Annotated in this window: 17 protein-coding genes; 6 read left to right on the top strand and 11 right to left on the bottom strand. The window is 63.2% G+C overall.

The genetic code is table 11. From position 1 onward, the window contains the following. Positions 1-2: 2 nt before the first annotated feature. From HKK57_RS26765 to HKK57_RS26755, 3 genes are all read right to left on the bottom strand, one after another. A complete protein-coding gene (locus HKK57_RS26765) occupies positions 3-1,109 on the bottom strand; it encodes a tartrate dehydrogenase (protein ID WP_169391159.1) in 1,107 nt (368 codons plus the stop codon). A 116-nt stretch (positions 1,110-1,225) separates the two neighbouring features. Then, the gene (locus HKK57_RS26760; protein ID WP_029293231.1) at positions 1,226-2,113 is read right to left on the bottom strand and encodes a LysR family transcriptional regulator; all 888 of its coding nucleotides are present in this window, start codon (positions 2,111-2,113) and stop codon (positions 1,226-1,228) included. A gap of 268 nt (positions 2,114-2,381) precedes the next feature. Next, entirely contained in the window at positions 2,382-4,613 is a 2,232-nt protein-coding gene (locus HKK57_RS26755) for a TonB-dependent receptor (protein ID WP_169391158.1), read from the bottom strand. 227 nt (positions 4,614-4,840) lie between these two features. Here HKK57_RS26755 and HKK57_RS26750 point away from each other — a divergent pair, with 227 nt between their 5' ends. The 6 genes from HKK57_RS26750 to HKK57_RS26725 all read left to right on the top strand — a co-directional run bounded on the left by HKK57_RS26750 (position 4,841) and on the right by HKK57_RS26725 (position 12,731). Continuing rightward, the gene (locus HKK57_RS26750; RefSeq protein WP_104912032.1) at positions 4,841-7,198 is read left to right on the top strand and encodes a DNA polymerase II; all 2,358 of its coding nucleotides are present in this window, start codon (positions 4,841-4,843) and stop codon (positions 7,196-7,198) included. A gap of 51 nt (positions 7,199-7,249) precedes the next feature. Next, positions 7,250-7,882 (top strand): glutathione S-transferase N-terminal domain-containing protein, encoded by a 633-nt coding sequence (locus tag HKK57_RS26745; protein ID WP_169391157.1) that lies wholly within the window; start codon positions 7,250-7,252, stop codon positions 7,880-7,882. Between the two features lie 164 nt (positions 7,883-8,046). Beyond that, entirely contained in the window at positions 8,047-8,601 is a 555-nt protein-coding gene (locus HKK57_RS26740) for a DUF4174 domain-containing protein (protein ID WP_029293223.1), read from the top strand. A 155-nt stretch (positions 8,602-8,756) separates the two neighbouring features. Further along, entirely contained in the window at positions 8,757-9,272 is a 516-nt protein-coding gene (locus tag HKK57_RS26735; protein WP_029293221.1) for a sigma-70 family RNA polymerase sigma factor, read from the top strand. Further along, positions 9,269-10,228, top strand: a complete 960-nt coding sequence (locus HKK57_RS26730; protein WP_029293219.1) for a FecR domain-containing protein — start codon at positions 9,269-9,271, stop codon at positions 10,226-10,228. Before HKK57_RS26735 ends, HKK57_RS26730 begins: the two co-directional genes overlap by 4 nt. An 82-nt stretch (positions 10,229-10,310) precedes the next feature. After that, the gene (locus HKK57_RS26725; RefSeq protein WP_169391156.1) at positions 10,311-12,731 is read left to right on the top strand and encodes a TonB-dependent siderophore receptor; all 2,421 of its coding nucleotides are present in this window, start codon (positions 10,311-10,313) and stop codon (positions 12,729-12,731) included. Positions 12,732-13,267: 536 nt separating this feature from the next. Here the strand turns inward: HKK57_RS26725 and HKK57_RS26720 are convergent. The 8 genes from HKK57_RS26720 to HKK57_RS26685 are packed head-to-tail and all read right to left on the bottom strand — an operon-like array spanning position 13,268 to position 23,726. Then, positions 13,268-14,674: a lipid II flippase MurJ gene (locus tag HKK57_RS26720; protein WP_169391155.1), complete on the bottom strand. Its 1,407-nt coding sequence runs from the start codon at positions 14,672-14,674 to the stop codon at positions 13,268-13,270. Next, a complete protein-coding gene (locus HKK57_RS26715; RefSeq protein WP_070995579.1) occupies positions 14,674-15,495 on the bottom strand; it encodes an acyltransferase in 822 nt (273 codons plus the stop codon). The genes HKK57_RS26720 and HKK57_RS26715 overlap by 1 nt, the downstream gene beginning before the upstream one ends. Further along, positions 15,492-16,895, bottom strand: a complete 1,404-nt coding sequence (locus HKK57_RS26710) for an O-antigen ligase family protein (protein ID WP_169391154.1) — start codon at positions 16,893-16,895, stop codon at positions 15,492-15,494. The genes HKK57_RS26715 and HKK57_RS26710 overlap by 4 nt, the downstream gene beginning before the upstream one ends. Further along, positions 16,895-17,998: a glycosyltransferase family 4 protein gene (locus tag HKK57_RS26705; protein ID WP_070995581.1), complete on the bottom strand. Its 1,104-nt coding sequence runs from the start codon at positions 17,996-17,998 to the stop codon at positions 16,895-16,897. The genes HKK57_RS26710 and HKK57_RS26705 overlap by 1 nt, the downstream gene beginning before the upstream one ends. Next, on the bottom strand, positions 17,989-19,203 hold the full coding sequence (locus HKK57_RS26700; RefSeq protein ID WP_169391153.1) for a glycosyltransferase family 4 protein: 1,215 nt from the start codon (positions 19,201-19,203) through the stop codon (positions 17,989-17,991). Before HKK57_RS26700 ends, HKK57_RS26705 begins: the two co-directional genes overlap by 10 nt. Before the next feature lie 25 nt (positions 19,204-19,228). Continuing rightward, the gene (locus tag HKK57_RS26695) at positions 19,229-20,569 is read right to left on the bottom strand and encodes a beta-xylosidase (protein ID WP_169391152.1); all 1,341 of its coding nucleotides are present in this window, start codon (positions 20,567-20,569) and stop codon (positions 19,229-19,231) included. Next, positions 20,566-21,747, bottom strand: coding sequence for a glycosyltransferase (locus HKK57_RS26690; protein WP_169391151.1), 1,182 nt, complete (start codon positions 21,745-21,747; stop codon positions 20,566-20,568). The genes HKK57_RS26695 and HKK57_RS26690 overlap by 4 nt, the downstream gene beginning before the upstream one ends. Beyond that, positions 21,747-23,726, bottom strand: coding sequence for a GumC family protein (locus tag HKK57_RS26685; protein WP_092235408.1), 1,980 nt, complete (start codon positions 23,724-23,726; stop codon positions 21,747-21,749). Before HKK57_RS26685 ends, HKK57_RS26690 begins: the two co-directional genes overlap by 1 nt. Positions 23,727-23,774 lie beyond the last annotated feature (48 nt).

The raw sequence follows: 23,774 nt of genomic DNA, 5'->3' as shown, positions 1-23,774 counted from the left end.
GTTCAGCTCCTGTTCCCGGCGATGCATTCGGCGATGGCCACGCCCACTTCAATCGTACTGGCACTGCCGCCCATTTCCCGGGTGCGTGGACCCTCGGCAAGTACCGTCTCGATGGCCAAGACAATGGCGGCTGCGGCCTGTTGGTGGAGCGGGTTGCCATTGCCCAGATGCTCGATCATCAACGCAGCCGACCAGATCTGGCCGATGGGGTTGGCCACGCCCAGCCCGGCAATGTCCGGTGCCGAACCATGCACCGGCTCGAACAGCGACGGGTAGCGTCGCTCGGGGTTGAGGTTGGCCGATGGGGCAATACCGATGGTGCCGGTACAGGCCGGGCCGAGGTCGGAGAGGATGTCGCCAAACAGGTTGGAGGCCACCACCACGTCAAACCAGTCCGGGTGCTGCACGAAGTGTGCACACAGAATATCGATATGGAATTTAGCGGTCTTGACGTCCGGGTAGCGCTGGGCAATCAGGTTCACCCGCTCGTCCCAGAACGGCATGGTGATGGAAATGCCGTTGGATTTGGTGGCGGCCACCAGGTTCTTGCGCGGTCGCTGCTGGGCCAGTTTGAAGGCATAGTCCACCACGCGGTCCACGCCTTCGCGGGAGAAGATCGACTCTTGCACCGCGATCTCGCGCGGCGTGCCTTCCCACATCCGCCCGCCGACGCTGGAGTATTCGCCCTCGGTGTTTTCCCGCACCACGATAAAGTCGATATCCCCCGGCACACGGCCGGCGAGCGGGCAGGGCACGCCGGGCATCAGGCGCACCGGGCGGATGTTGACGTACTGGTCGAACTGGCGGCGGATCTTCAGCAGCGACTCCCACACCGCCGTGTGGTCGGCGATGATGTCCGGTGCGCCCACGGCACCGAAGAAGATCGCGTCATGGCTGCCGATCTGCTCGGCCCAGTCGTCCGGCATCATGCTGCCGTGGGCCAGGTAGTGTTCGCTGCACCAGGCAAAGTGATCGAACTCAAAGGCAATCCCGAAACGCCGGCTGACGGCCTCCAGTACACGCAGGCCTTCGGGCACCACCTCGCGGCCGATACCGTCGCCGGGAATCACGGCAATACGATGGGGGGTGCTGGTCGTGGAATTGGACACGCCGTGTCTCCTGTTTTTGTTGTTGTCAGTGAGGCGGGGACATTCTTGGCACAGGTGCAACGGTGGGGGAATTGCTGATTGTGGAAGTGGCCTTCGCAAAATTCGAAGGCCGGCGGTTATGCGCGATTACAGGCACCGAGGTAGTCGAATAATGCCAGGCTTGTAGGAGAGGGCTGTTGCTGGCGCATGCACAGGTACATCTGGCGGTCGGCCCAGGGGTCGTCGATTTCGATAAAGCGCAAGGCCATTTCCTTGCGAAAGATCTGCACGGCGCCCTGGGGCAGCACGCCAACCCCTTGGCCGGCGGCAATCAGCCGGCACACGGCTTCAAAGCTGCGTACCTGGACCCGCAGGCGCAGGGGCATGCCAATCGCCGCAGCGGCTTCGGTGATCAGCGCGGTGATGGCGGCGTTATCTTCCAGGCCGACAAAGTCGTAGCCCAACAAATCCTCAAAGCGCGCATGGCGCATCTTGAACGGATGATCATCAGGCACCAACAGGCACAGGCGGTCCTGGCAGTAAGGGACAAAGCGCAGTTCCTCGCCGCTGGGCTGGGTGGTGACGATCCCCACATCGGCCACGCCATCACGCACCGCTTGCAGGATTTCGCGGCTGCGTTCCTCGCGGATATCCAGGCGGATACCAGGATGCAGGGCGTTCCATTGGGTCAATTGGCTGGGCAGTTGCTGGCTCATCGCCGAGCTGTTGGCATACAGGCACACGCGGCCGGTGGCGCCCTTGGCGTAGTCGGCGAGGTCGGCATGCATTACGTCGACCGCCCGCAAGATCGACAACCCATGCTCCACCAGCACTTCCCCGGCCGCCGTCGGTGAGACGCCGGTTGAGGAGCGGTGCAACAGGGCGACCTTGAAATGCTGCTCGAGCAACGACAGACGCCGGCTGGCCGCCGACAGCGAGAGGTGCGACTGCTCGGCAGCCCGGGACAGATTGCCCAGCTTGACCGTCTTGAGGAACAGCTCGATGGAGGTGAGGTCGGGGGCCATGCCAGAGTCCTTGTGCGCGGTCTTTGAAAACTACGCAGTTGGGGCCGGGCTGTCCAATAGCCTGCCAACTCAACATACTTTGTGAATGCTGTTTTCGGCCTGATACAGAACAAAATGTGGGAGCTGTCGAGCGTTAGCGAGGCTGCGATAGCGGTGGCTCAGGCGATATTTCTGGTACCTGTGCCGCCGCTATCGCAGCCTCGCAGGGCGAGACAGCTCCCACAGGAGCTTAGCGCTGGATCCGGGATTTCAGTCTGTAAGGTGGGGCTCAGAACTCGATGCTTGCCGACAGCTTGGCCACCCGCGGATCGCCTTGGGTCAGGTAGCCGCCCATCGCCGATTCCCAGTATTTGGTATTGGCCACGTTGTCCACGGTAAGTCCCAGGGTGACGTCGCGCTGGTCCATCTTGAAGTTGTAGCGTGCACCCAGGTCAAAGCGGTTCCAGGCCGGCAGGCTGAGCTTGTTGGCGGCATCGACATACTGCCCGCCGGTGCGCAGCATGCGCCCGCTGAGGGTCACGCCTTGCAGGCCTGGCACATCCCAATCCACCCCGGCATTGAGCTGGAACGACGGCACGCCAATCGCGCGGTTGCCGTCGTTGGCGCCGTTCTGTGTGCCCTTTAGCTCGGTTTTCATGACTGTCACACCGCCCAGCAGGCGCAGGCCGGCCAGCGGTTCGCCGAATACGTTGAGTTCCACGCCCTTGTTGATTTGTTCGCCTTCACGCACGAAACGCGCAGTGGTGGCGTCGATGATCTCGCTGTAGCCGGCGCCGGGCTGCTCGATGCGATACACCCCCAGCGTTGCGCCGTAGGTGCCCATGTCGACCTTGACCCCGGCCTCGACCTGCTTGGAGCGGGCCGGGGCGTACACCAGGCCAGCGTTGGTCACCGTGCGAACACCCAGTTTCTCTGGTGCGGTCGGCCCCTTGGCCAATCCTTCAATCCGATTGGCATACAGCGACACATGCTCCCAAGGCTTGAACACAATGCCGTACACCGGCGTGGTAATCGACTGATCGTAGTTGGCGGTGCGGCTGGCGCTCATGTAGTTGTAGCCCTGCACCACCATTTGCTGGCGGCGCAGGCCGAGCGTGACCAGCAGGCGATCCTCGACAAAACCAAAGGTGTTGGAGACCGCCGCGCTGCGCACGAAGGTCTTGGCGGTGATGGTCGGATCGCTGAAGTCGGTGCCAGGGGTATTGCGTGGGCTGTTCAGGCGCGGTTCGGCGCCGGTCACCGGCTGGTAGATATTGGTGGGAGTCTTGGCGCTGTCGAACACATAGGCGTTACGTGCCTCGGTCCAGATCCCCGCCAGGCCGAAGTTCAGGCGATGGCTCACCGGGCCGGTCTGGAACTTGCCGTTCAGGCCGGCCATGGCGCTGCTGTTGTCTTCTTCGTGGGCGATGGTCGAAGCGCTGGTCTGGGCGTTGCCCAGGTTGTCGTTGATGGTCACCGATGAGTACTGGCCCATCTCCCGAGTGTGCTTGACCCCGCCCGCCGCGTAGGCGGTCCAGTTGTCGTTCAGGTCATATTCGGCGCGCAGCATGCCCAGGGTGTCTTCAATATTGGTCGCACTCCAGCGCGGTGCGTAGTTGGTGTCGGCCGACGGTGCGTCGGGTACCTGGGTCACGGCTGTCCCCAGGAACACCGAGTTGCGCCCGCCATTGACGCGCTGCTTCTGATACGCGAAATCCCCCGACAGACGCAGTGCATCACCCTGGTAATCGAGGCCCGCGGCAAACAGCTTGGAGCGCTGGTTTTCATTGTCGGTGCCGGTATCGCCTTCACGCTGGGACAGGTTCACCCGTGCCCCAAAACGATTGTCTTCGCCAAAGCGCTGGCCGATATCCAAGTGCTGGCCAATCCGGCCTTCGCTGCTGATATCGGTGCTGAAGCGGCGCAGCGGTTCATCGCCGGCGCGCTTGGGTTGCAGGTTTACGCCGCCGCCGATACCGGAGCCGGAGGGCGTTACCCCGTTGATAAAGGCGTTCGGGCCCTTGAACACTTCCACCCGCTCCAGGGCGTCGGTGGACATGATCTGCCGGGGTAGGATGCCGTAGAGGCCGTTGTAGGAAATATCATCGCCATTCAGTGGCAGGCCACGAATCACGAACAATTGCGACTGGTTGGCGTAACCCGACGCCTGGCGCACGGATGAGTCGTTGAGCAGTACATCGCCCACGGTCTCGGCCTGCTGGTCGCGAATCAGTTTTTCGGTGTAGGAGGCCATGCTGAATGGCACGTCCATGATGTCCTGGTTGCCCAGTACCCCCAATTGCCCGCCGCGCGCTACTTGGCCGCCGGCGTACACCGGGGGCAGGGCGCCGGGGATAATTGATTCGGCGCTGATGCTGGTTGCCCCCAGTTCCAGGGCCTGGCCGTTGCTCGCATCCTGCGGGGTTGGTTGGGGGGCGCTGTGGGCGGCAAAGCTCAGGGAGCAGCACAGGGCGAGCAGGGTCGGGCGAAACGGCACGGCAAGTCGGGCACAGGTGGGCATGGTCGATCCGGACGGTGAACCGTCAGTGTGAGGAAGGGGGCAATGGCGTTGCGCTTCCTCATTGCGCGAATACGACTCCGGTGCAAATGATAATAAGTGCTAAGTAGTGTTTTACAAACTGTTTTTTGCTGTACGACTTTTCTGAAGGCCAGAAAATTTCTATTAAGGCCTTACGGCGGATGCCGAGTAGAATCGCGCCCTGAAAGCGATTCCTGAGGTGCGGCAAGGTGGATTTACAGCAGGGTTTTGTCCTGACCCGGCATTGGCACGACACCCCGGCGGGCACGCAGGTCAGCTTCTGGCTGGCCACCGACCAGGGGCCACGGTATATCCGTCTACCGTTGCAGCCTTCGGTGATGTTTATTCCCGTGGCCCATCGCGAGCACGCGCAACGAGTGCTCAAGGGTGAGCGCGATGTGGATCTGCGCCCGCTGCAGTTGTGTGACTTCCATCACCGCCCGGTCCTGGGCCTCTATACCCGCCAGCATCGCCAGGCCATGGACCTGGAAAAACGCCTGCGCCAGGCCGGCGTGGATGTCTACGAAGGCGATGTACGCCCGCCTGAGCGCTACATGATGGAACGCTTTATCACCGCGCCCGTGGCGTTTGACGGCACACCGGGCGAGGGCGGGACACTGCTGGAGGCGCAGATGAAGCCGGCGCCGGACTACCGTCCGGCGTTGAAACTGGTCTCTCTGGATATCGAAACCACCGCGCGCGGCGAGCTGTACTCCATCGCCCTGGAAGGTTGTGGTGAACGCCAGGTGTATATGCTGGGCCCGCCGAATAAAACCGACGCGGTGGATTTCCAGCTCGAATACTGCGACAGCCGCGCCCAACTGCTGGAGCGCCTGAACCAATGGCTGGCACAACACGACCCCGACGCAATCATTGGCTGGAACCTGGTGCAGTTCGATCTGCGGGTCCTCCATGAGCATGCCAAGCGCCTCAACGTGCCATTGCTGCTCGGCCGTGGCGGCGAGGCCATGGCCTGGCGCGAACATGGCAGCCGTAACCATTACTTCGCCGCCGCTGCCGGGCGACTGATCATCGATGGCATCGAAGCCCTGCGTTCGGCCACCTGGACCTTTGAATCCTTCAGCCTGGAAAACGTCGCCCAGACCCTGCTCGGCGAAGGCAAGTCGATCTCCACGCCCTACCAGCGCATGGACGAGATCAACCGTATGTTCGCCGAGGACAAGCCCGCGCTGGCGCGCTACAACCTCAAGGACTGCGAGCTGGTGACGCGGATTTTCGAAAAGACCGAACTGCTCAAGTTCCTGCTGGAGCGGGCCAGCGTCACCGGCTTGCCGGCGGATCGCAATGGTGGTTCGGTGGCGGCGTTCACTCATCTGTATATGCCGCTGATGCATCGCCAGGGCTTTGTCGCGCCGAACCTGGGGGACAAGCCGCCCCAGGCCAGCCCCGGTGGCTTTGTCATGGACTCGCGGCCCGGCCTGTACGAGTCGGTGCTGGTGCTGGACTACAAAAGTCTCTACCCGTCGATTATCCGCAGCTTCCTGATCGACCCCGTGGGCCTCATCGAAGGCCTGCGCCATCCCGACGACAGCGAGTCGGTGGAAGGCTTTCGCGGCGCCCGTTTTTCCCGCACCCGGCATTGCCTGCCGTCGATTGTGGCGCGGGTCTCCGAAGGCCGCGAGGTGGCCAAGCGCGAGCATAACGCGCCGCTGTCCCAGGCCCTGAAAATCATCATGAATGCCTTCTACGGCGTGCTGGGTTCCAGCGGTTGCCGGTTCTTCGACACACGACTGGCCTCGTCCATCACCCTGCGCGGCCACCAGATCATGCGCCAGACCCGCGAACTGGTCGAAGCCCAAGGCTATGAAGTGATCTATGGCGACACCGACTCCACCTTCGTCTGGCTGGGTAGTGCCCACTCCCAGGAGGAGGCCACACGCATCGGCCAGGGCCTGGTGCAGCACGTCAACCAATGGTGGCGCGAACGCCTGCAGAGCGAATTCGGTCTGCAAAGCGCCCTGGAACTGCAATACGAAACCCACTTCAGCCGCTTCCTGATGCCGACCATTCGCGGTGCGGAGGAGGGCAGCAAGAAGCGTTATGCGGGCCTGGTGACCCGGGCCGATGGCAGTGAAGAAATGATCTACAAAGGCCTGGAAACCGTGCGCAGCGACTGGTCGCCCCTGGCCCGCCAATTCCAGCAGGAGCTGTATCAGCGCATCTTCCATCGCCAGCCCCACCAGGATTACGTGCGTGACTACGTGCGCCGCACCCTCGACGGCGAACTCGATGAACTGCTGATCTACCGCAAGCGCCTGCGCCGGCAACTGGGCGACTACGAGCGCAACGTGCCGCCCCATGTGCGCGCCGCGCGCCTGGCGGATGAGTACAACGACCGCCAGGGTCGTCCACGGCAATACCAGAACGGTGGCTGGATCCGCTATGTGATCACCGTCAACGGCCCCGAGCCCCTGGAGGTGCGCCAGGCGCCGATCGACTACGACCACTACGTCACTCGGCAATTGCAGCCGGTGGCCGACGCGATCCTGCCGTTTGTGGATGACGATTTCAGCACCTTGGTCGGTGGTCAGATGGGCTTGTTTTAACGGCGGGAAAGCGTTTCACTCTGGACGCTGAACCGGTCGGAGGAACGCCCCATGTACACGCTCTACGGCACGCAAAGCTCAGGCTCATGCATCGTTGAAATCGCCCTGCAACGTTGCGGCGTGCCCTGGCAACAGGTCGATGCCAGCCCCTGGGGCGACACGGCGGGGATGGAGGCTCTCGGGCAGATCAACCCGCTGCGACAAATCCCCACCCTGCAACTGCCCGACGCCAGCGTGCTGACGGAAAGCGCGGCGATCCTGATCCATCTGGGCCTCGCGTATCCGGCCAGCGGACTGCTATCTGGTAACCGCGCCCAGATCATTCGCGGCCTGGTGTACATCGCCGCCAACTGCTACTCGGCGATCACCATCATTGACTACCCACAACGCTTTCTCGACGACGCCGACGAGACGGTGCAGGCGCAACTGATTGCGGGCACGCAACAGAAACTGCATCGAACCTGGCAGGTATTTGCCGAGCAGTTTGCCGGGCAACTTTTTACCCCGCAGGGGTTGCCCAATGCCCTGGGCATCATGGCGGCCGCCGTGTCCCGTTGGGAGGGCGTGCGGGACGTCCTGCAGCATTCCCACCCCGCGTGCGCCCAGGCTCTGGCGGGGGTGGATGGCGATCCGCAGGTGGCTCCGGTCTTTGCCTGGCACTGGCCGGATTGGCCCGCGCAGTGAGCCCTGGCAATCAGAAGAAACAATGAGGCCCGATGGGCCTCAAACCCTTGCGTCGCGGGCGTCCTAGCCTACTCTTTCTGATAGTCGCGTAGGAATCATCCTTGAAATTGACTGTCGCAGACATGAAACTCAAAAACTCTGCATGGAATTGGAAGGAGGTACGCATGCTCGTCCGGTCGCTGACCCTGGCTACCTTGATGGCGTTTACGGGGCCGTTGTTGGCTGCGGATAACCGAGGCCCGCTGGAACAGGATCAAGGCAAATTCCGCCCGCTGATCGTGATTGCACCCAGCTCTATCGACCCGACTCAGGTCCAACTCAAGAAAGATCTTGAACAGCCTGAGAACAAACAGAAGTTCGCCGAGCGCAACATGGTGCTCTACACCGTGAACTACACGAGCATCGGCACCGTCGGCCAGCGCGACGGCAAGGACCTCGGCGCCCAGGACACCAATGCGCTGATCCGTGCCCTCAAACTTGGCGCCAGCGCCGGTACCAAAGTGATCCTGGTGGGCAAGGACGGCGAGAAGAAAGTCGAAAAGACCGTACCCCCCGATACCCTTGACCTTGCAGAATTTTTTGCCGCAGTCGACAAAATGCCAATGGCCGAAAAAGAAGCCGCCGCACCCGTCGAACCAGAACCTGCCGCACCGGCTGCGGGCAAGCCTGGCGCCAAAGCCAAGCCTGGCAAGCACGCGCCGCAACCCCTGGAAGATTGACGCTTTCGGAACAACCCTTTGTAGGAGCCGGCAAGCTGGCTCCTACAGTGGATGCGTTGGCAAGTCCTACAAGCCGTGTGCCACTTGCAGGCATTGCGCCATGAAGCATATGATAACCGTTATCATTTACGGCTTACCTCCTGTGCGCGTCCTCCATGCCTCCGATTCCTGCGACAAGCCCCACTGACCTCGCCACCCTGTATCAGCAGCAACACCGCTGGCTGCAGCACTGGTTATGGCGTCGTTTGAACTGTTCGCAGAGCGCTGCTGACTTGGCCCAGGACACCTTTCTGCGCCTGCTCGCCAAGAATCAACCCCTTGAGGTCCAAGCCCCCCGCAGCTTTCTGGCGAAAGTCGCACAAAGTGTGCTGTCCAATCACTTCCGCCGGCAAAAGCTGGAAAAGGCCTACCTGCAAGCCCTGGCGCTGTTGCCAGAAGAGGTGGCGCCCAGCGCCGAGACCCAATGGCTGCTCCTGGAAACCCTGATGGCCCTCGATGAAGTGCTCGGCCGCCTGGCATTGCCGGTGCGCCAGGCCTTCCTCTGGTCGCAGCTCGATGGCTTGAGCCACGGCGAAATTGCCGAGCGCCTGGGCACCAGCATCACCACGGTCAAGCGCTACATCGTCAAGGCCGGTGCGCAGTGCATTGTGCTCGACAGCCAGCGCCCATGAATCCGTTGCCCCTGACCCTGGAAGCTGCTGAGCAGGCCATGCACTGGCAATTGGAGTTGCAGGCAGCGGACGTTACTGAACAGACCCGGGCGCAATGGCTGGCCTGGCGCCAGCAAGATCCTCTCAACGAGCAGGCATGGCAGCATTCCCAGCGGTTTTTCCAGCGCATGCACGAGGTGCGAGACCCCGCGCACCAGGCCCTGGTCAGCGCCACCCTGTTACCGGCGCTGTCCCGTCGTCGGGTCCTGAAAAACCTGGCCCTCTTGCTGGCCGCCGGCAGTGTGGCGTGGACCGCCCGGGATGCCGGGCTGTTGCAGCCCTGGACCAGCGATTTCAGCACCACCGTCGGTGAGCAATGGCGTATCGACCTGGCGGACAATACCGAGATCCAGCTCAATACCGACACCGCTATCGATGTGAACTACAGCCCCGACCAGCGCCTGATCCATCTGTTGCGCGGGGAGATCCTGGTAGTACCCAACCCGTTGGACGCCCGCCCGCTGTGGGTGAAAACCGCCGAAGGCCTGACCCATGCCGCAGGCGGGCGCTTCAGCGTGCGCCAGCGCGATGGGTTTACCCAGTTGGGGTCCGACCGGCAGCCACTGGCGGCGCAGATTCCATCGCGCAGCCTGAGCCTTTCGCCCGGCGAGATCGTCAGCTTTGACCAGCAGACCCTGTTGGCGCGACGCCCGCAGCGCGCCGGCGAACTGGCCTGGGGCCGCGGCATGATCGTCGCCGAGGGCCTGCGCCTGGAAGACTTCCTCAATGAATTGAGCCGCTACCGACGCGGGCATCTGGACTGTGACTCGAGCGTGCGCGAGCTGCGTGTGTCCGGCACCTATCCGTTGGCCGACACAGACCGCATCCTCACTGCGCTGCAACAGACCCTCGAGCTGGACGCGCAGCATTTCACGCGGTTCTGGGTCACGCTTAAACCGCGTCGGGCGCAGGTATGAATTTATTTTGCATGCATGTGGTCCGTTTCCGAATCTCACGAGACTTATATCCCCAGACACTCACTTATCTGGGGAACAGCGCATGCACCCGCAACGCACCATTCGGGCAACACTGAAAAAATCACTGGCTGTGGCCGTCGTCCGCGGCATTGCCAGCTTCGCCGGGGCCGCACCGTTGTTGCTGGCGCCGGCCTGGGCCATGGCCGCGCCACAGCAGGAGTTCGACATTGCCCCAGGCTCCCTGGCCGGTGCGTTGAACCAGTTTGGCCAGGCCACGCATATCTTGCTGTCCTACCCGGCCGCGCTCACGCAAGGGCAGACCAGCCCCGGCCTGCAAGGGCGACATGACCTCGACACCGGCCTGGCAATCCTGCTCAGTAACAGCTCGCTGCAAGCGGTGCGCGGCAGCGGCGATAACTACTCCCTGCAACCCCGTCCTGCCGACGGCGCATTGCAACTGGGCACCGTATCGATCTCCGGCAAGGCGCCGGGGTCGACTACCGAGGGCACCGGCTCCTACACCACGCAGTCGTCCAGCAGCTCAACCCGCCTGAACCTGACGCCCAGGGAAACCCCGCAATCATTGACCGTCATGACCCGCCAGCGCCTGGACGACCAGCGCCTGACCAACCTGTCGGACACCCTGGATGCCACCCCCGGCATCATCGTGTTGCGCGACGGCCTGGGTTCGGAAAGCGACGCCTATTTCTCCCGTGGCTTTCAGATCCAGAACTTCGAAATCGACGGTGTGCCCACCGTCACCCGCATGGACAACTACACCCAGAGCATGGCGATGTACGACCGGGTGGAAGTGGTGCGCGGCGCCACCGGCCTGATCAGTGGCATGGGCAACCCCTCGGCCACCATCAACCTGATCCGCAAGCGCCCGACAGCCGAGGCGCGGGCTAGCGTAACCGCCGAAGCAGGCAACTGGGACCGCTACGGCAGCGGCCTCGACGTATCCGGCCCCCTGACCGAAACCGGCAATGTGCGCGGGCGCTTGGTGGCCGACTACAAGACCGAACACGCCTGGGTCGACCGCTACAAGCAGCAGACCCAGTTGCTGTACGGCATCACTGAATTCGACCTGACCGAAGACACCTTGCTGACCATGGGCTTGAGCTACCTGCGCACCGACGTCGACGCCCCGGCGCGCTCCGGTTTGCCCACACGCTTTACCGATGGTTCGCGCAGCAACCTCAGCCGCTCCCTGAATACTGCGCCGGCCTGGTCCTATAACGACCATGAGCAGACCAGCTTCTTTACCTCCATCGAGCAGAAGTTCGACAGCGGCTGGAGCGCCAAGGCTGAGTTCACCCATTCGCAAAACAAGTTCGATGAGGTGTTCAACTACGTCAACGGCAGCCTCAACAGTGATGGCAGTGGCACCACCCAGTTGCCAGTGCGATTCTCTGGTACCCCGCGCCAGGATAATCTCGACCTGTACGCCACCGGCCCGTTTGACCTGCTGGGCCGTGAGCACGAGTTGATCGCCGGCGTGACCTTGTCCAAGTACAAGGAAAACGTGCCCAGCCATGGCGGCTGGAACTATGCGTATTCCGGCTCCCCGGCGGGCGCCATCGACAACCTGTTCAACTGGGACGGGCACTCGGCCAAGCCGGGCTTCCCGGTGACCGGCAAATCCTCGGTGGATGAAAGCCAGTACGCCGCCTACCTGAGTACCCGCCTGCGCATGACCGACGATTTGAGCGTGATCCTCGGCAGTCGGGTCATCGACTGGAAGCGCGACACCCAGGACAGCCCCTACGGCGGCGTTGCCACCCGTACCAGCGAGTCGGAAACCGGCGTGTACATTCCCTATGCCGGGGTGGTCTACGACCTGACCGACAATTGGTCGGCCTATGCCAGCTACACCAAGATCTTCAATCCCCAGGCCAGTTGGGTGCGCGACATCAACAACAAGGCCCTGGAACCCATGGAAGGCAAGGGCTACGAGCTGGGCTTGAAGGGCAGTTTCTTCGACGAGCAGTTGAACACCAGCCTGGCGCTGTTCAAGTTGGAACAGGACAACCTGGCGATCTGGATCGACACGCCGGGCGGCAACACCTATCGCAACGAGAAGGGCACCACCACCGAGGGTGTCGAACTGGAACTCAACGGTGAGCTGGCCGAAGGCTGGCAAGCCTCGGCGGGTTACGCCTATGCGGTCAGCACCGATGCCGACGACAAACGCATCGTCACCACCTTGCCGCGCCAGAGCCTGAAAACCTTCACGACCTACCGCCTGCCGGGAGCGTTGAGCAAGGTGACCGTGGGGGGGGGAGTGAACTGGCAGAGCAAGGTCGGTGAAGACCTGCACACGTTCAGCCAGGGTAGCTACGCCATCACGAACCTGCTGCTGCGCTATGACGTGACGCCGCAGCTAAGTACCTCGGTCAACCTCAACAACCTGTTCGATCGCGAGTACTTCAGCTATGCCGGCAACCACGGAATGTACGGCGCGCCGCGTAACCTGATGACCAGCATCAAGTACGACTTCTAACCCTGCCCCCGATCCCCTGTAGGAGCGAGCTTGCCCGCGATAGCAGTAGTTCAGGCACTGTTACTGTCGACTGACACACCGCCATCGCAGGCAAGCCAGCTCCCACCTTTGATTGGTGTCACGGCCAAAATACTGCACCCGACAAAAATCCCCTGTAGGAGCGGGCTTGCCCGCGATAGCAGTAGTTCAGGCACTGTTTTTGTCGGCCGACACACCGCCATCACAGGCAAGCCAGCTCCCACCTTTGATTGGTGTCACGGCCAAAATACTGCACCCGACAAATATCCCCTGTAGGAGCGGGCTTGCCCGCGATAGCAGTAGTTCAGGCACTGTTTTTGTCGGCCGACACACCGCCATCGCAGGCAAGCCAGCTCCCACCTTTGATTGGTGTCACGGCCAAAATACTGTACCCGACAAAAATCCCCTGTAGGAGCGAGCTTGCTCGCGATAGCGGCGTATCAGCCACCGAATCTATTGGCTGATCCACCGCCATCACAGGCAGCAGCTCCGCGCGTTGCCTTTTTGCTGTGTGCAGCTCACGCCTTCCACGGCTTGAGCCACAGCCCCAACCCCAGCAGCACTCCGGCGCCCGCCAGGGTGCTCAAGCCCAACTGCCAGCCATCGCTGTGCAATGGGTGCAGGACCAGCGCCGCTGCTCCCAGCAACACCACACTCAGCCCCCACTGCAATGGCCAGCCCAGTTGCCCGAGCAGGTGTTGGCGTTGCATCAGCAGCAGGTTGGTGACGATCACCCCACCCAAGGCCGCCAAGGCGATGCCCGGCAGGCCGAAAAAGTACGGCAGCACTACCAGCAGGCCGGCATTGACCAGGCTGCCCAGCAGTTCGCACTTGAGCGGCAGGCGCGTATCGCCGCTGGCGTAGGCATAGCGGGCGAGCATGGCGTTCCAGGCGCCGAACACCAGGGGCGTGGCGAACCAGGCAAGCAGGGCGGGCAGCGGGCCGTCGGCACTTTGCGCCGGCATCAGCAGGTGAATCAGCACGGGGCTCGCGCCAATCAGGCCGAGGGCGGCCGGCAGGCTCAATAGGGTCGCGGCGTCCAGGCCACGGCGCAGCAAGGCCAGGCGTTGTTGGCCCTGTTCGCCGCTCATCAGCCCCAGCAGCACCTGGTTGAGACTCATCAGCGCAATCAACGGCAGGTTGATCAGTTTGCGCGCCAGGTTGACCCAGGTCACCGCGCCTTCGCCCAGGTAGCTGGCGATCAGCCGTTCGAGCAAGGCCAGGCCCTGACTGGCGACATTGCTTGCCAACAGCGGACCGATACGTCCCAGCAGCTCGCGGCCGGCCTGGGCATCGCCCTTGACCTGCCAGGGGCGCCAGCCGAACGACCAGACCGGTGCCAGCAGCGGCAGGCACATCAACACGCTGCCGGCAAAAAAACACAGCGCCAGTTCCTCGCTGTCGCTGGCCGTGCCCTGGATAAACAGGTACAGCACCGGCGGCAGGTTGAACAGTAACGAACCCAGCCCCGGCAGCACAAAGCGCTGGCGCGCCTGCAACGGAATACTGAACAGGCCATGCATCACCAACCCCGGCGCACAGGCGGCCAACCAGCGCAGGTTGGCGGCGGCCTGGTCGTGGGCGGCGGCATCCAGCCCCGGGCCGATCAGCCGTACCCACAATGGCGCGCCCAGTGCCAGCAGGGCGAACAGACCCAGGCCCACGCCGAGCAGGCGCGGCGACAGGCTGGCCAACCACGCTTGCTGGCGTTGCCCATCACGTTGTTGATAGAGGGGCAGGGCAGCCGCTGCGAGCAAGCCGGCAGCCAGGGTCATGCGTAGCGCTTCGGGCAGAAACACCGCCACCAGGAACCCATCGCTGCGGCTGCCCGCACCCCAGGCCGCGACCAGCAGCCATTCCCGGGCAAAGCCGGCCACCAGCCCGGCGAGGGTCGCCAGGGTCAGCCACAGGGTGCTGCCAAACATCAGTGCAACAGGGTGAACAGGCCCTTGCCACCCACCTTGTAGTTCAGCCCGCGAACGCGTTCGCCCATGACTTTGGCACCGGTGCCGCCGACAATTTTGTATGGTGCGACGGTTTTGGCCACCACGGTATTGGCGGTCACCACCGAGCCTTCGCACAGATGGGTGCCGAAACCGATCAGTGCCCGGCTGCCGATCCACACGTAGTCGTCGATGTAAATCGCCCCGGAAATCGACCAGAACTCCGGCGCCTGCAAGTCATGACTGCCGGCGATGATCAGCACATGGGAGGCAATCGCCACATGGTTGCCGATCACCAGGCCAGAGCGCGCATCCACCTGGCAATGCCAGCCGATCACGGTGTCGTCGCCCACTCTGAGGTTGTGGATGCCCAACACCTCGGTGTTGCGCCACAGGCTGGAGCCCTTGCCGATCTTCGCACCGCCCAGGCGCAGCCAGCCGATACGGATGTGGTGGCTGGGGATCTTGTTGATCAGGATGTTGTAGGCCATGTCCCAGGCGCTGCGCCAGCGGTCCTTGAGGGTTGCCCAGTTCTTGCCATAGATCGGCAGGAACTGCGCCGGGACATCCTGTTTCATGCGATGGAACAAGCGGCGTGCCACCGGATGTCCAATGGTCGGCTCCACGTCGAAAGAGGTCATCCAGAAGAGTTTGTTGCTGCCTTCGCCTTCTTCAAAAACCACCTCGTTGGCCAGGCACCAGGCCAAGCCATCTTGCAAGTCTTCCAGGCTCACACCGAGTTCGCTGGCCAAGGCGGGCAGGCGGTCACGCAGGTCGGGGGAGTGAATAGTGCGATGTTTCATGGTTGGCTATCCTTTGGCACGGAAACAGGAGCAGAAGCGGTCACGGTCGGGTTCAGGCGCACCTGTTGCAGGCTGATGCCCATCAACAGCCAGAACAGCGCGATCAATACAAAGGTGAAGCTGAAGTAGTGGTCGAAGATCCCGGTCAGCAGCGCCGCCAGTACACCGCACACACAGCCCAGCCACAGTGCGTTGTCGGCGGTGACTTTACGCACCGAGCCCAGCGGCCGAACCTCACGCCACCACAACACGGTGACGGCGATAAACAACAGCATCCCGGGAATGCCGATCTTGTAGATGAAGTTCAGCCACAGGTTGGAAATCCCCAGCAGGTTAGTGCCCGGCACCGGTGGGTCGATCTTGAAGCCGATGCCCAGCGGGTACTTGGCCATGACATCGGGGAACCCGGCGTACTCGTCGAAGCGGATCTCGGTACTGGCGTTGGTGGTCGAGAACATCGTCATCAAACGGTCCTGCAACGGCGGATAGAACATCACCAGGGCGATCACAAAAGCGACGCCGATGCCGATAATCCGCCCGCTGTGGGGCACGCGCTTGTAGGTCAGCCAGATCAGGATCAGCGCCAGGGCCACAATCGCGCCCCGGGAGATACTCAGCAGCAGGCCGGCGCAACCGAGCACCGCCACCGCCAGGCCCAGGGCACGGCGCCAGCCGGTGCGGGTCCAGCCGTAAAACAGCGCCAGTGGGATGAACAGCACCAGCACGCCACCGGTCAGGTTCGGGTGGACCCAGGGCGAGGCCATGCGTTTGTAGTTGGCCGAGAAGATGTCCTTCACCGCCTCGGGGTGGGCGTATTTGAGGTCGGTGAGGATGTCGATCATCGACATCGCATTGCGCGTCTTGAGGAACATGAAGATCGACAGCGACAGCATCGCCAGGTTGCCCAGCAGCAGGGCGACCACCACTTTGTCGCGGTCGGCATCGGTGCGCAGCAGCAGCGGCACGATAAACAGCAACGACAGGTTCATCAGCCAGCGCACCCAGTTGACCGGCCCGTTGCCCTCGGCGTGGATGATGATCATGCCCCAGATAAACGGGATGGTGCTGAACAGCATCAGCCACATCAAGGCCCGCTCCGTGGGGCGCCAGACCATGAAGCCACGGGTCTTGCCGATAAACGATTGCCAGAATACCCCGGCCCAGGTCAGGCCCAGCACCGCTTCGCTGATGGTGGTGCGGATCCCCAACTGCAAGGTGGTGTAGGGAATACTGGTGGCCAAGACGGCAAAGATCAGCAGCCCCCACAAGGGTTTGCGGATCAAGGTCAGCGCCACGCCCAGGCCGACCACGATCATAAAGACCTTCATCGGCGGCAGTGCCAACAGCAAGCCACCGAAGATCAGGCCCAGGAGCAGACTAACGAGTTTTCCTGGCAGCATTAGCGGTTCAATTCCTTGAGCAGTTTATCCAGGCGCAGGCGGTAGGCCGGTTCGGCAAATTGCCGGGCCCACGTGCGTTGCAATTCGGGGTCGGCCGTGGTCCCGGGCGCTGCCAGTGACACCATCAATGTTTGCAGTTGCCCGGCGTCGTCGGGCGCAAAGCGCGCCGCCGTGGGGGGCGCCACTTCATCCAGCGCCGAACCACGGGCCACCGCCACCGGCGTGCCGACACTCAGTGCTTCCACCACTGGCAGGCCAAATCCTTCGGCATAGGAAGGCTGCCACAGGTACGCGGCATGCCGGTAGAGCGCCTGCAACTGGCCGTCGGACAGACCGTTGCGCCAATGCAGGCCGGGCAAGTCGCCGAGGGTCGCCGGCACATCGCTGGCGTGGCCGACCAGCACCAGGTCCGGCACGTTCGGGTCCCTGGCGCGGCTGGCTTGCCATTGCGCAAGAAAGAACGCCATGTTCTTGCGTGGCTCACGGGTGCCCACCACCAGCCAGTAGCGCGCGGGCAAGCCCTCGGGCAGCGGCTCGGGTGCTTCGGTGAACTGCGGCACCAAGTTGTGCAACACCCGGAACTTGGCCCGCGCCCAGGGGAACAGGCGCGCGGCTTCATCACACGAAAACTGCGACGGGCACCACACCCGGTCCGCCTGCCACACCGACCAGGCAATCGACGCGCCATCGATCATGCGGTAGGCCACGGCCTTGAGCCGGGAGCGATGGAAGTTGCGATGGGTCAGTTGGAACAGGTCGTGCAGCACCAGCACATAGCGGGTGCCGGCGGGTTTGCGGCACAAGGGCAAGCCCATATTGGCCGTGGCGATGTACAACTCGATCCGCTGTTCGTGGATCCCCCGGGGCAAAAAACCGCGTTCAAAGCGCAGCCGTACCTGGGGGCGTTGCAGGCCTTCCAGCGGGCTGGCCCAGGGCGGGCAAACCGCGGTGTCGCGCTGGGGATGATCCAGCGGCGCCTCGCTGAACAGCACCACTTCAGTGTTGTCCCGGGCGCGCAAGGCTTGCTCCAGGGCCAGGACCTGACGGGCGATACCCGACGAAGGCGCGACCGTGGCGGGGCGGTAATCCAGGGCTACGCGCATGCTTGGGGCTCCTGTTGGGTGGGCAAGGTGCGGTAGATCTGCTCCAGTTCGTTACCGGCCACCGCCCAGTCGTGATAGTTGCGCGCGTAGTCCCGCGCGGCATTCGCCAGTTGGCTGGCCAGCGCCGGCTCGTCCAGCAGGCGCACAATGGCCTCGGCCAGGGCTTCGGTGGTTTCGCCAGGCAGATAGTGTGCTTGCGCCTCGACCGCCAGCCCGGACACGCCCTGGGCGGTGCTCACCAGCGGCAGGCCGGCGGCCATTGCCTCCAGCACTTTGAGTTTGGAGCCGCCGCCATGGCGCAGGGCGGCGACAAAACCTGCGCAGCGGCGTTGCAAGGCGGTCAGGTCGGGGACAAAGCCCTGCCATTCAATACGTTCGTCCGGCCAGCGCTCACGCCAGTGCTCGGGCAAGCCAAAGCCAGCTACCGCCAGGCGGGCGCCGGGGCACTGCAACCAGACCCTGGGGAATATTTCGTCGAGCAGCCACTGCACCGCATCGAGGTTCGGTGCGTATTCGTAGTTGCCGACAAACAACAGGCGCTGGCTCTGCGCATCGGCGCTGACCGCGCTGAACGCACGGCTGTCGACCCCATTGACCACCACGCTCACCGGGGTGGCGGTCAGTTGGCCGATGGCCTGGGCGTCGGCCTGGGTTACGGCCACCACATGGCACGCCGCATCAAACGCCTTGCGCTCCCACTGCCGGCAGCGCCACTGGTCGTAGCGCACGAACGGCCCGGCCCACTTCGGGAAACGGTCATAGGTGGCGCCGCCCAGGCTGGATTCCAGGTTGTGCTCGGTGAGCACGAAGTCCCGCGATTGCTGGTGCAGGACACTGAAGTACGGTTGCAGGCTGTAGCTGTGCTCGACCTGGATCACATCCCAGGTTTCGTCCAGCAGTTCGCCAAAGCGCGCCTGCAACACCGGTGACAGGCCGTTGACCGTGGTCAGCAACGGCCAGGGCGCAAACACTCCGGCGAGCAGGGTCATGGGGTGTTTCAGCGGTCGGCGTGGTACCACGATCAAGCGTTCGAGCAGGGGCTCGAGGGCGGCGTGCACGGCGGCGTCGGCCGGCGTCTTTGATTGCACCAGCAAGGTGATGCGGTGCCCGCGCTCACTCAAGGTACGCAGCAAATGGTACTGCCGGGTCTTGCCGCCGCTGGTCATCGGCCACGGCAGATAGGGCACAATCCACAGGATTCTCACGTGCAGCTCTCCATGCCTGGGCGTGCTACCACACCAGTATCTGCAACGACGGTTTCACCACGGGGCGAATGCCGTTGTAATCGTTAAGGGCCTGCCTGGCGCCGGTCAGCGGGTCCAGCAACTCGGCGCGCTGTACCTTGGGCAAGGTGATGCTGGTGCCTTCAGCGCTCCAGTACATCAACAGGTGTTTACCGTCTTCGCGGGTCCAGGCCACGCTGTAAAAAGTCTTGGGTACGTCTTCCAGCGCCGGGGTGACGCCCGGCTTGAGCGTCGGCCCGGTGATCTCGAGGAAGCGGGCGAGGGCGCTGTAGACCGGCTTGGGTTCGCCGTTGAGGTCGAGCAGGCCGTAGTGCTGGTCACGCACGGAGGCGCGTTCATCCAGGTCGGACAGGGCAAACAGGAAAATCTTCTGGTAGTCCTGGGACGCCATCAGCGCCAGGCGGCGCAAGGTGAAGTCGGCCTGGCCGTCGACGCCGATCAGGTCCTGCATTTCCTTGGGCCCGCTATAGCTGGACCAGCCCCACTCGGTGGCCCAGACATCCTTGACCCCGGCACCGTGCAGCACCGCATTGAGCTGGTCGCCGCGCAGCAGGACTTCGTTCTTGCCTGGTTCGTCGGTTTCAGGGGTCATCGAATACGGGTGATATGCCGCCACCATGCCCAGGGTTTGTACGCCCATTTTGCCGAGGGCTTCAAACATCAGGGTTTTGCCGCGCGGCGGCATCTGGCTGTAGTAGGCCATGCCGCCCATCACCTGGATTTTGTCCGGGGCGGCGATATTCAGTGCCTGGTGACTGGCCAGCAGCAAGCGCGCGTATTCCTCGGCATTCACTTGCGGGCGCCAATTGTTCGGCAGGTTCTGTTCGTTCCACACCTGCCAAGCGTTGATATTCGGGTAGCGCTTGGCCAACAGCGCCAGGCGCAGGGCGTACACGTTGGCATCCCGTGGGCGGTACTGGTCCTGGAATTCCGCGCCCCTGGGGGCGGTGGTGATGAACGGCGCCGAGCCCACCAGGTAGAACACCGAGCGGATCTTCTCGGCGGTCAGGGTGCGGTCCAGTTCATCGAAGGTGCTCAGTTGATAGTCTTCCTCCTTGGGTTCCAGGCGGTCCCAATGCAGGTCGACGCGCACCCAGTCCAATCCCAGTTTCTGGTATTGGCGGATCTGCTTCTGGTACTGCTCGGGCTTGAACCACAGAAAGTGCGCGTTCACCCCCAAAAACTCGCGCCACACCACGGTGCGCTGGGGCGCCAGGTTGACCGGCTCTGCGTCGACCTTTTCACTGAGCAGCAGCGCGCCGCCCACGGCCAGGGCAATGACCAATGGCAAGTAGCGCCACATCGGGCGAGTAGAGGACGTGTTCATCGCAAAGGCTCCTTGACTACGGCCTGGAACAACTCGGCAAAGCGTTGGGCGGTGCTGGCCCACTGGCGCTGCCGGCCGATATCGGCAGCGTGGTCGGCCCACTGGCGGGCCTGTTGCGGGTCGAGGATCAGGCGGCTCAAGGCATCGCTCAACGAGGCGATATCCCCCTGTTGATAGGTGATGCCATTGCCACCGGCGACTTCTTCGGCGAAGGCGCGGGCGTTGGAGGTAATCACCCCGCGCCCGCAGGCATTGGCCCAGGACAGCGCGCCGCTGGTGCCGCGCATCTGGCCGAGGAAGCCGAGCTTTTTCGATTCGCGGTAAGGCAGCACCATCACATGGTGCGCCTGGATCGTGTGCGGGATATCGGCCGAAGGCAGGTCCAGTTGCCAGTCCACCACATCGCCCAGGTGCAGGGTGGCGATCAGTTGGCGCAGGCCATCGAGGTAGTTGCCGGCCGGGTCGAAGGTCATTTCTGGTGCGGTGCCACCGGCCAGCGTCAGGCGCACCTGGCCACGGCATTGCGGGTGGGCGGCCAGGGTGCGGGCCAGGGCCTGTAGCAGGTCTTCGATGCCCTTGCCCCGGTAGATAAAGCCGAAGTACAGCAGGCGCAGCGGTTGCAACGGCGCCAAGGCCACGGGGGCGATGGGCAGGTTGCCGTGGGCAATCACCGCCACATGCTCGGGCTTGAGGCCCATGCGCTGGCGCAGGCAGTCGCCGCCCAGGCGGGTGAGGGTGATCAGGCGGCGCATGCTTTTGGCCAGGCGCCGTTCTTCGTAAAGGGTCAATGGATCGGCCAGCAACGCCGCCGCCTGGGGCAGCGGGTGGGGCAGGCGTTCGAGCAGGGTCAGCGGGAAAAACAGCTTGGCCCGGCGCCAGATCAGGCGTTCCGGGTCGTGCACGGTGGCGGTCAGCGGCAATTGCGGTTGGGTGCGGCGCAGGTAGTCCAGGGCCTGAAACTCGGCAAAGCGCCCGCCGCCCAGCTCGGCATGCACCAGGTCCACGCCGCGCCAGTCAAAGGCTTGCAGGCGCTGCAGCTGTTGCGCCAGGTCCAGGCAACCCTCCAGCGGCGTCAGCACCTCCAGGCCTTGTTCGCGCAACGCGCTGCGCAAATGCGCAGCGTAGTCGGCGATCCCGGTCTGCTCCGGCGGTAGTGGCGCCAGCAGCGCAATGCGCATCAGGCCGCACCGCGCCAGCTGTTGATCCGCGCCAGGACATTGGCCGGCACTTCAAAACGGCGGCGGTTGAGGATCATCCCGTCGACTTTGCCGAACGCGGTGGTCAGCAACGACAGGGCGTTCTCGATGGTCGGCACGGTACTGGTGCGGGCTTCGATCACCAGCACAATCTGGTCGGCACGGCGCAGGGTGAGGAATGCCTGCGGGTTGGACGACAGGGCAGACGCATCCAACAGCAGCACTTCACCCGGCTTCGCGGCGTCGCTGCCGTTGACCGAGACCCGGTGGCCGCGTTCTTCCAGCAGACGCTTGAGTTGCTCGATGATAAAGCTCACGCCCTCGCCATGCCGTGCCGAGGTCAGGCCCAGGGCAAAGCCCTCGCTGGCGATGCGCTCGGCGGGCAGCAGGCTGTACAGGCGATAGATGCTGGCGGTGAGGGCTGCCGGCGTGGCGTGTTGCACATCGGGGATGCTGCTCCACAGCGGTACACCGAACACTTCCTGCAAGCGCGCGCCATCGTGGATACGTTGGTCCAGCAGGTACAGCACATAGATGGTCAGCAAACCGACGGCCAGGCCGGCAGGAATGGTGAACAACAGAATCAGCAGGCTCTTGGGAAACACGCGCGCCGGGTTGAGGGTGGCGTGTTCGATCAGGGCGATGTTGCTGATCTGGCTGCTGTCCAGTTCGTGGTCGATGCGCGCCTGTTCGAGGTTTTCCGAGTACAGCGCGTAGCTTTTCTCGGCGGTGCGCAGTTGCTGGGTCAGCTTGTTCAGTTCGGGTTCATCGGTCATCGCCTGGTCACGCTGGGCGCGCAGTTCGGCGAGGGTCTTGTCGTAGTTCTCGATTTCCCCGGCCAGTTTGCGCTCCTGCAACTGGGCGTCGATGATCTGCTGCTTGACGTTGATCACCAGGCTGTTGGGCGCGGTGTTTTGCGAGCGTTCCAGGCGTGTCGCTTCCTGGGCGCTGAGAGCTTCCATGTCGCGGATGTTCTGCTCGATCTGGTTGACCTGCGGCGTACCTGGCAGGTAGGTGCGCAGCAGGCGTGCGCGTTCTACTTGCAGGGCGTTGAGCTGGCGCTTGAGGTCAAGCTGGGTCGGGTTGAGGCTGGTTTCCCGGGCCGTTACCACTTCCGCTGGCTGGTTCTTGATCTGCTGGCTGGCGTTGGCCAGGAAGCTGCGGATCCCCGCGATCTGGTTTTGTGCGGTGACCTTGGCGTCGGTGACGCGGTCGATCTGGTTGGTCAGGTTTTTCAGGCGCGCGTCCACGCTGATCGAATCGATCTGCTTCAAGCGGCCCTGCAGTTCATCCTTGAGCCCCTGGATGTTGGTGGCGACCTTGGTGCGCTCGGCTTCATAGAAGGTATGCAGGCTCTTGCGCCCGAGAATCCGCGCCCGCTCTTCGAGGTAGGCATCGACCCAGGTCTCGACGACCTTTTGCGCGATGACCGGATCGTCCCAGGTGAAGGAAATCTCGATCACCGAGGAGCCCGGCTCGTGACCGGCTTCGAAGTTCTTCTCCAGCTTGGTCGCCAGGCGTTCCAGCGGGCTTTGCTTCTCGGCCAGGCCCACGAATTGCAGGACGCTGCGCACCGCATCGAGCACTTCACCCGCGGCTTTCTTGACGTAGAACTTGGTGACTTTCCAGAAGCCCTGTGGCGGCTCGGACGTCATCGCCAGGTAGCGCTCGGCAACGATATGCACGATGGGCCGACCGGTGAGCATCTTCTCCTCATCCACGATCGGGTCGTGTTGGGTGCTGGGCGCAATCAACGTCTGGCGGTTAGCGGCTTCGATTGGCAGCGTGGTGTTGTCCCGCCCTGGCTTGACCAGCAAGCGCGCGTCGGACTCGTAGCGAGCCGGCAACAGGAAGGCACCCAACACGGCCACCACAATCGTGGTGATCACGGCCAGTTTGAATTCGCGGCGGAAGATGAAAAACAGCCGCAAGAGGTCGCGTAGAGAGCGGATTTCGATCACAGGATCACTCCATTGATGGGGAGGTGAAAACTTCTATTTTTCGGAAGG

It is taken from the genome of Pseudomonas sp. ADAK21 (genome assembly GCF_012935735.1).
Lineage (GTDB): Bacteria > Pseudomonadota > Gammaproteobacteria > Pseudomonadales > Pseudomonadaceae > Aquipseudomonas > Aquipseudomonas proteolytica.
The sequence above is the reverse complement of the archived record's forward strand: the minus strand, read 5'-3'. Positions and strand labels throughout refer to the sequence as shown.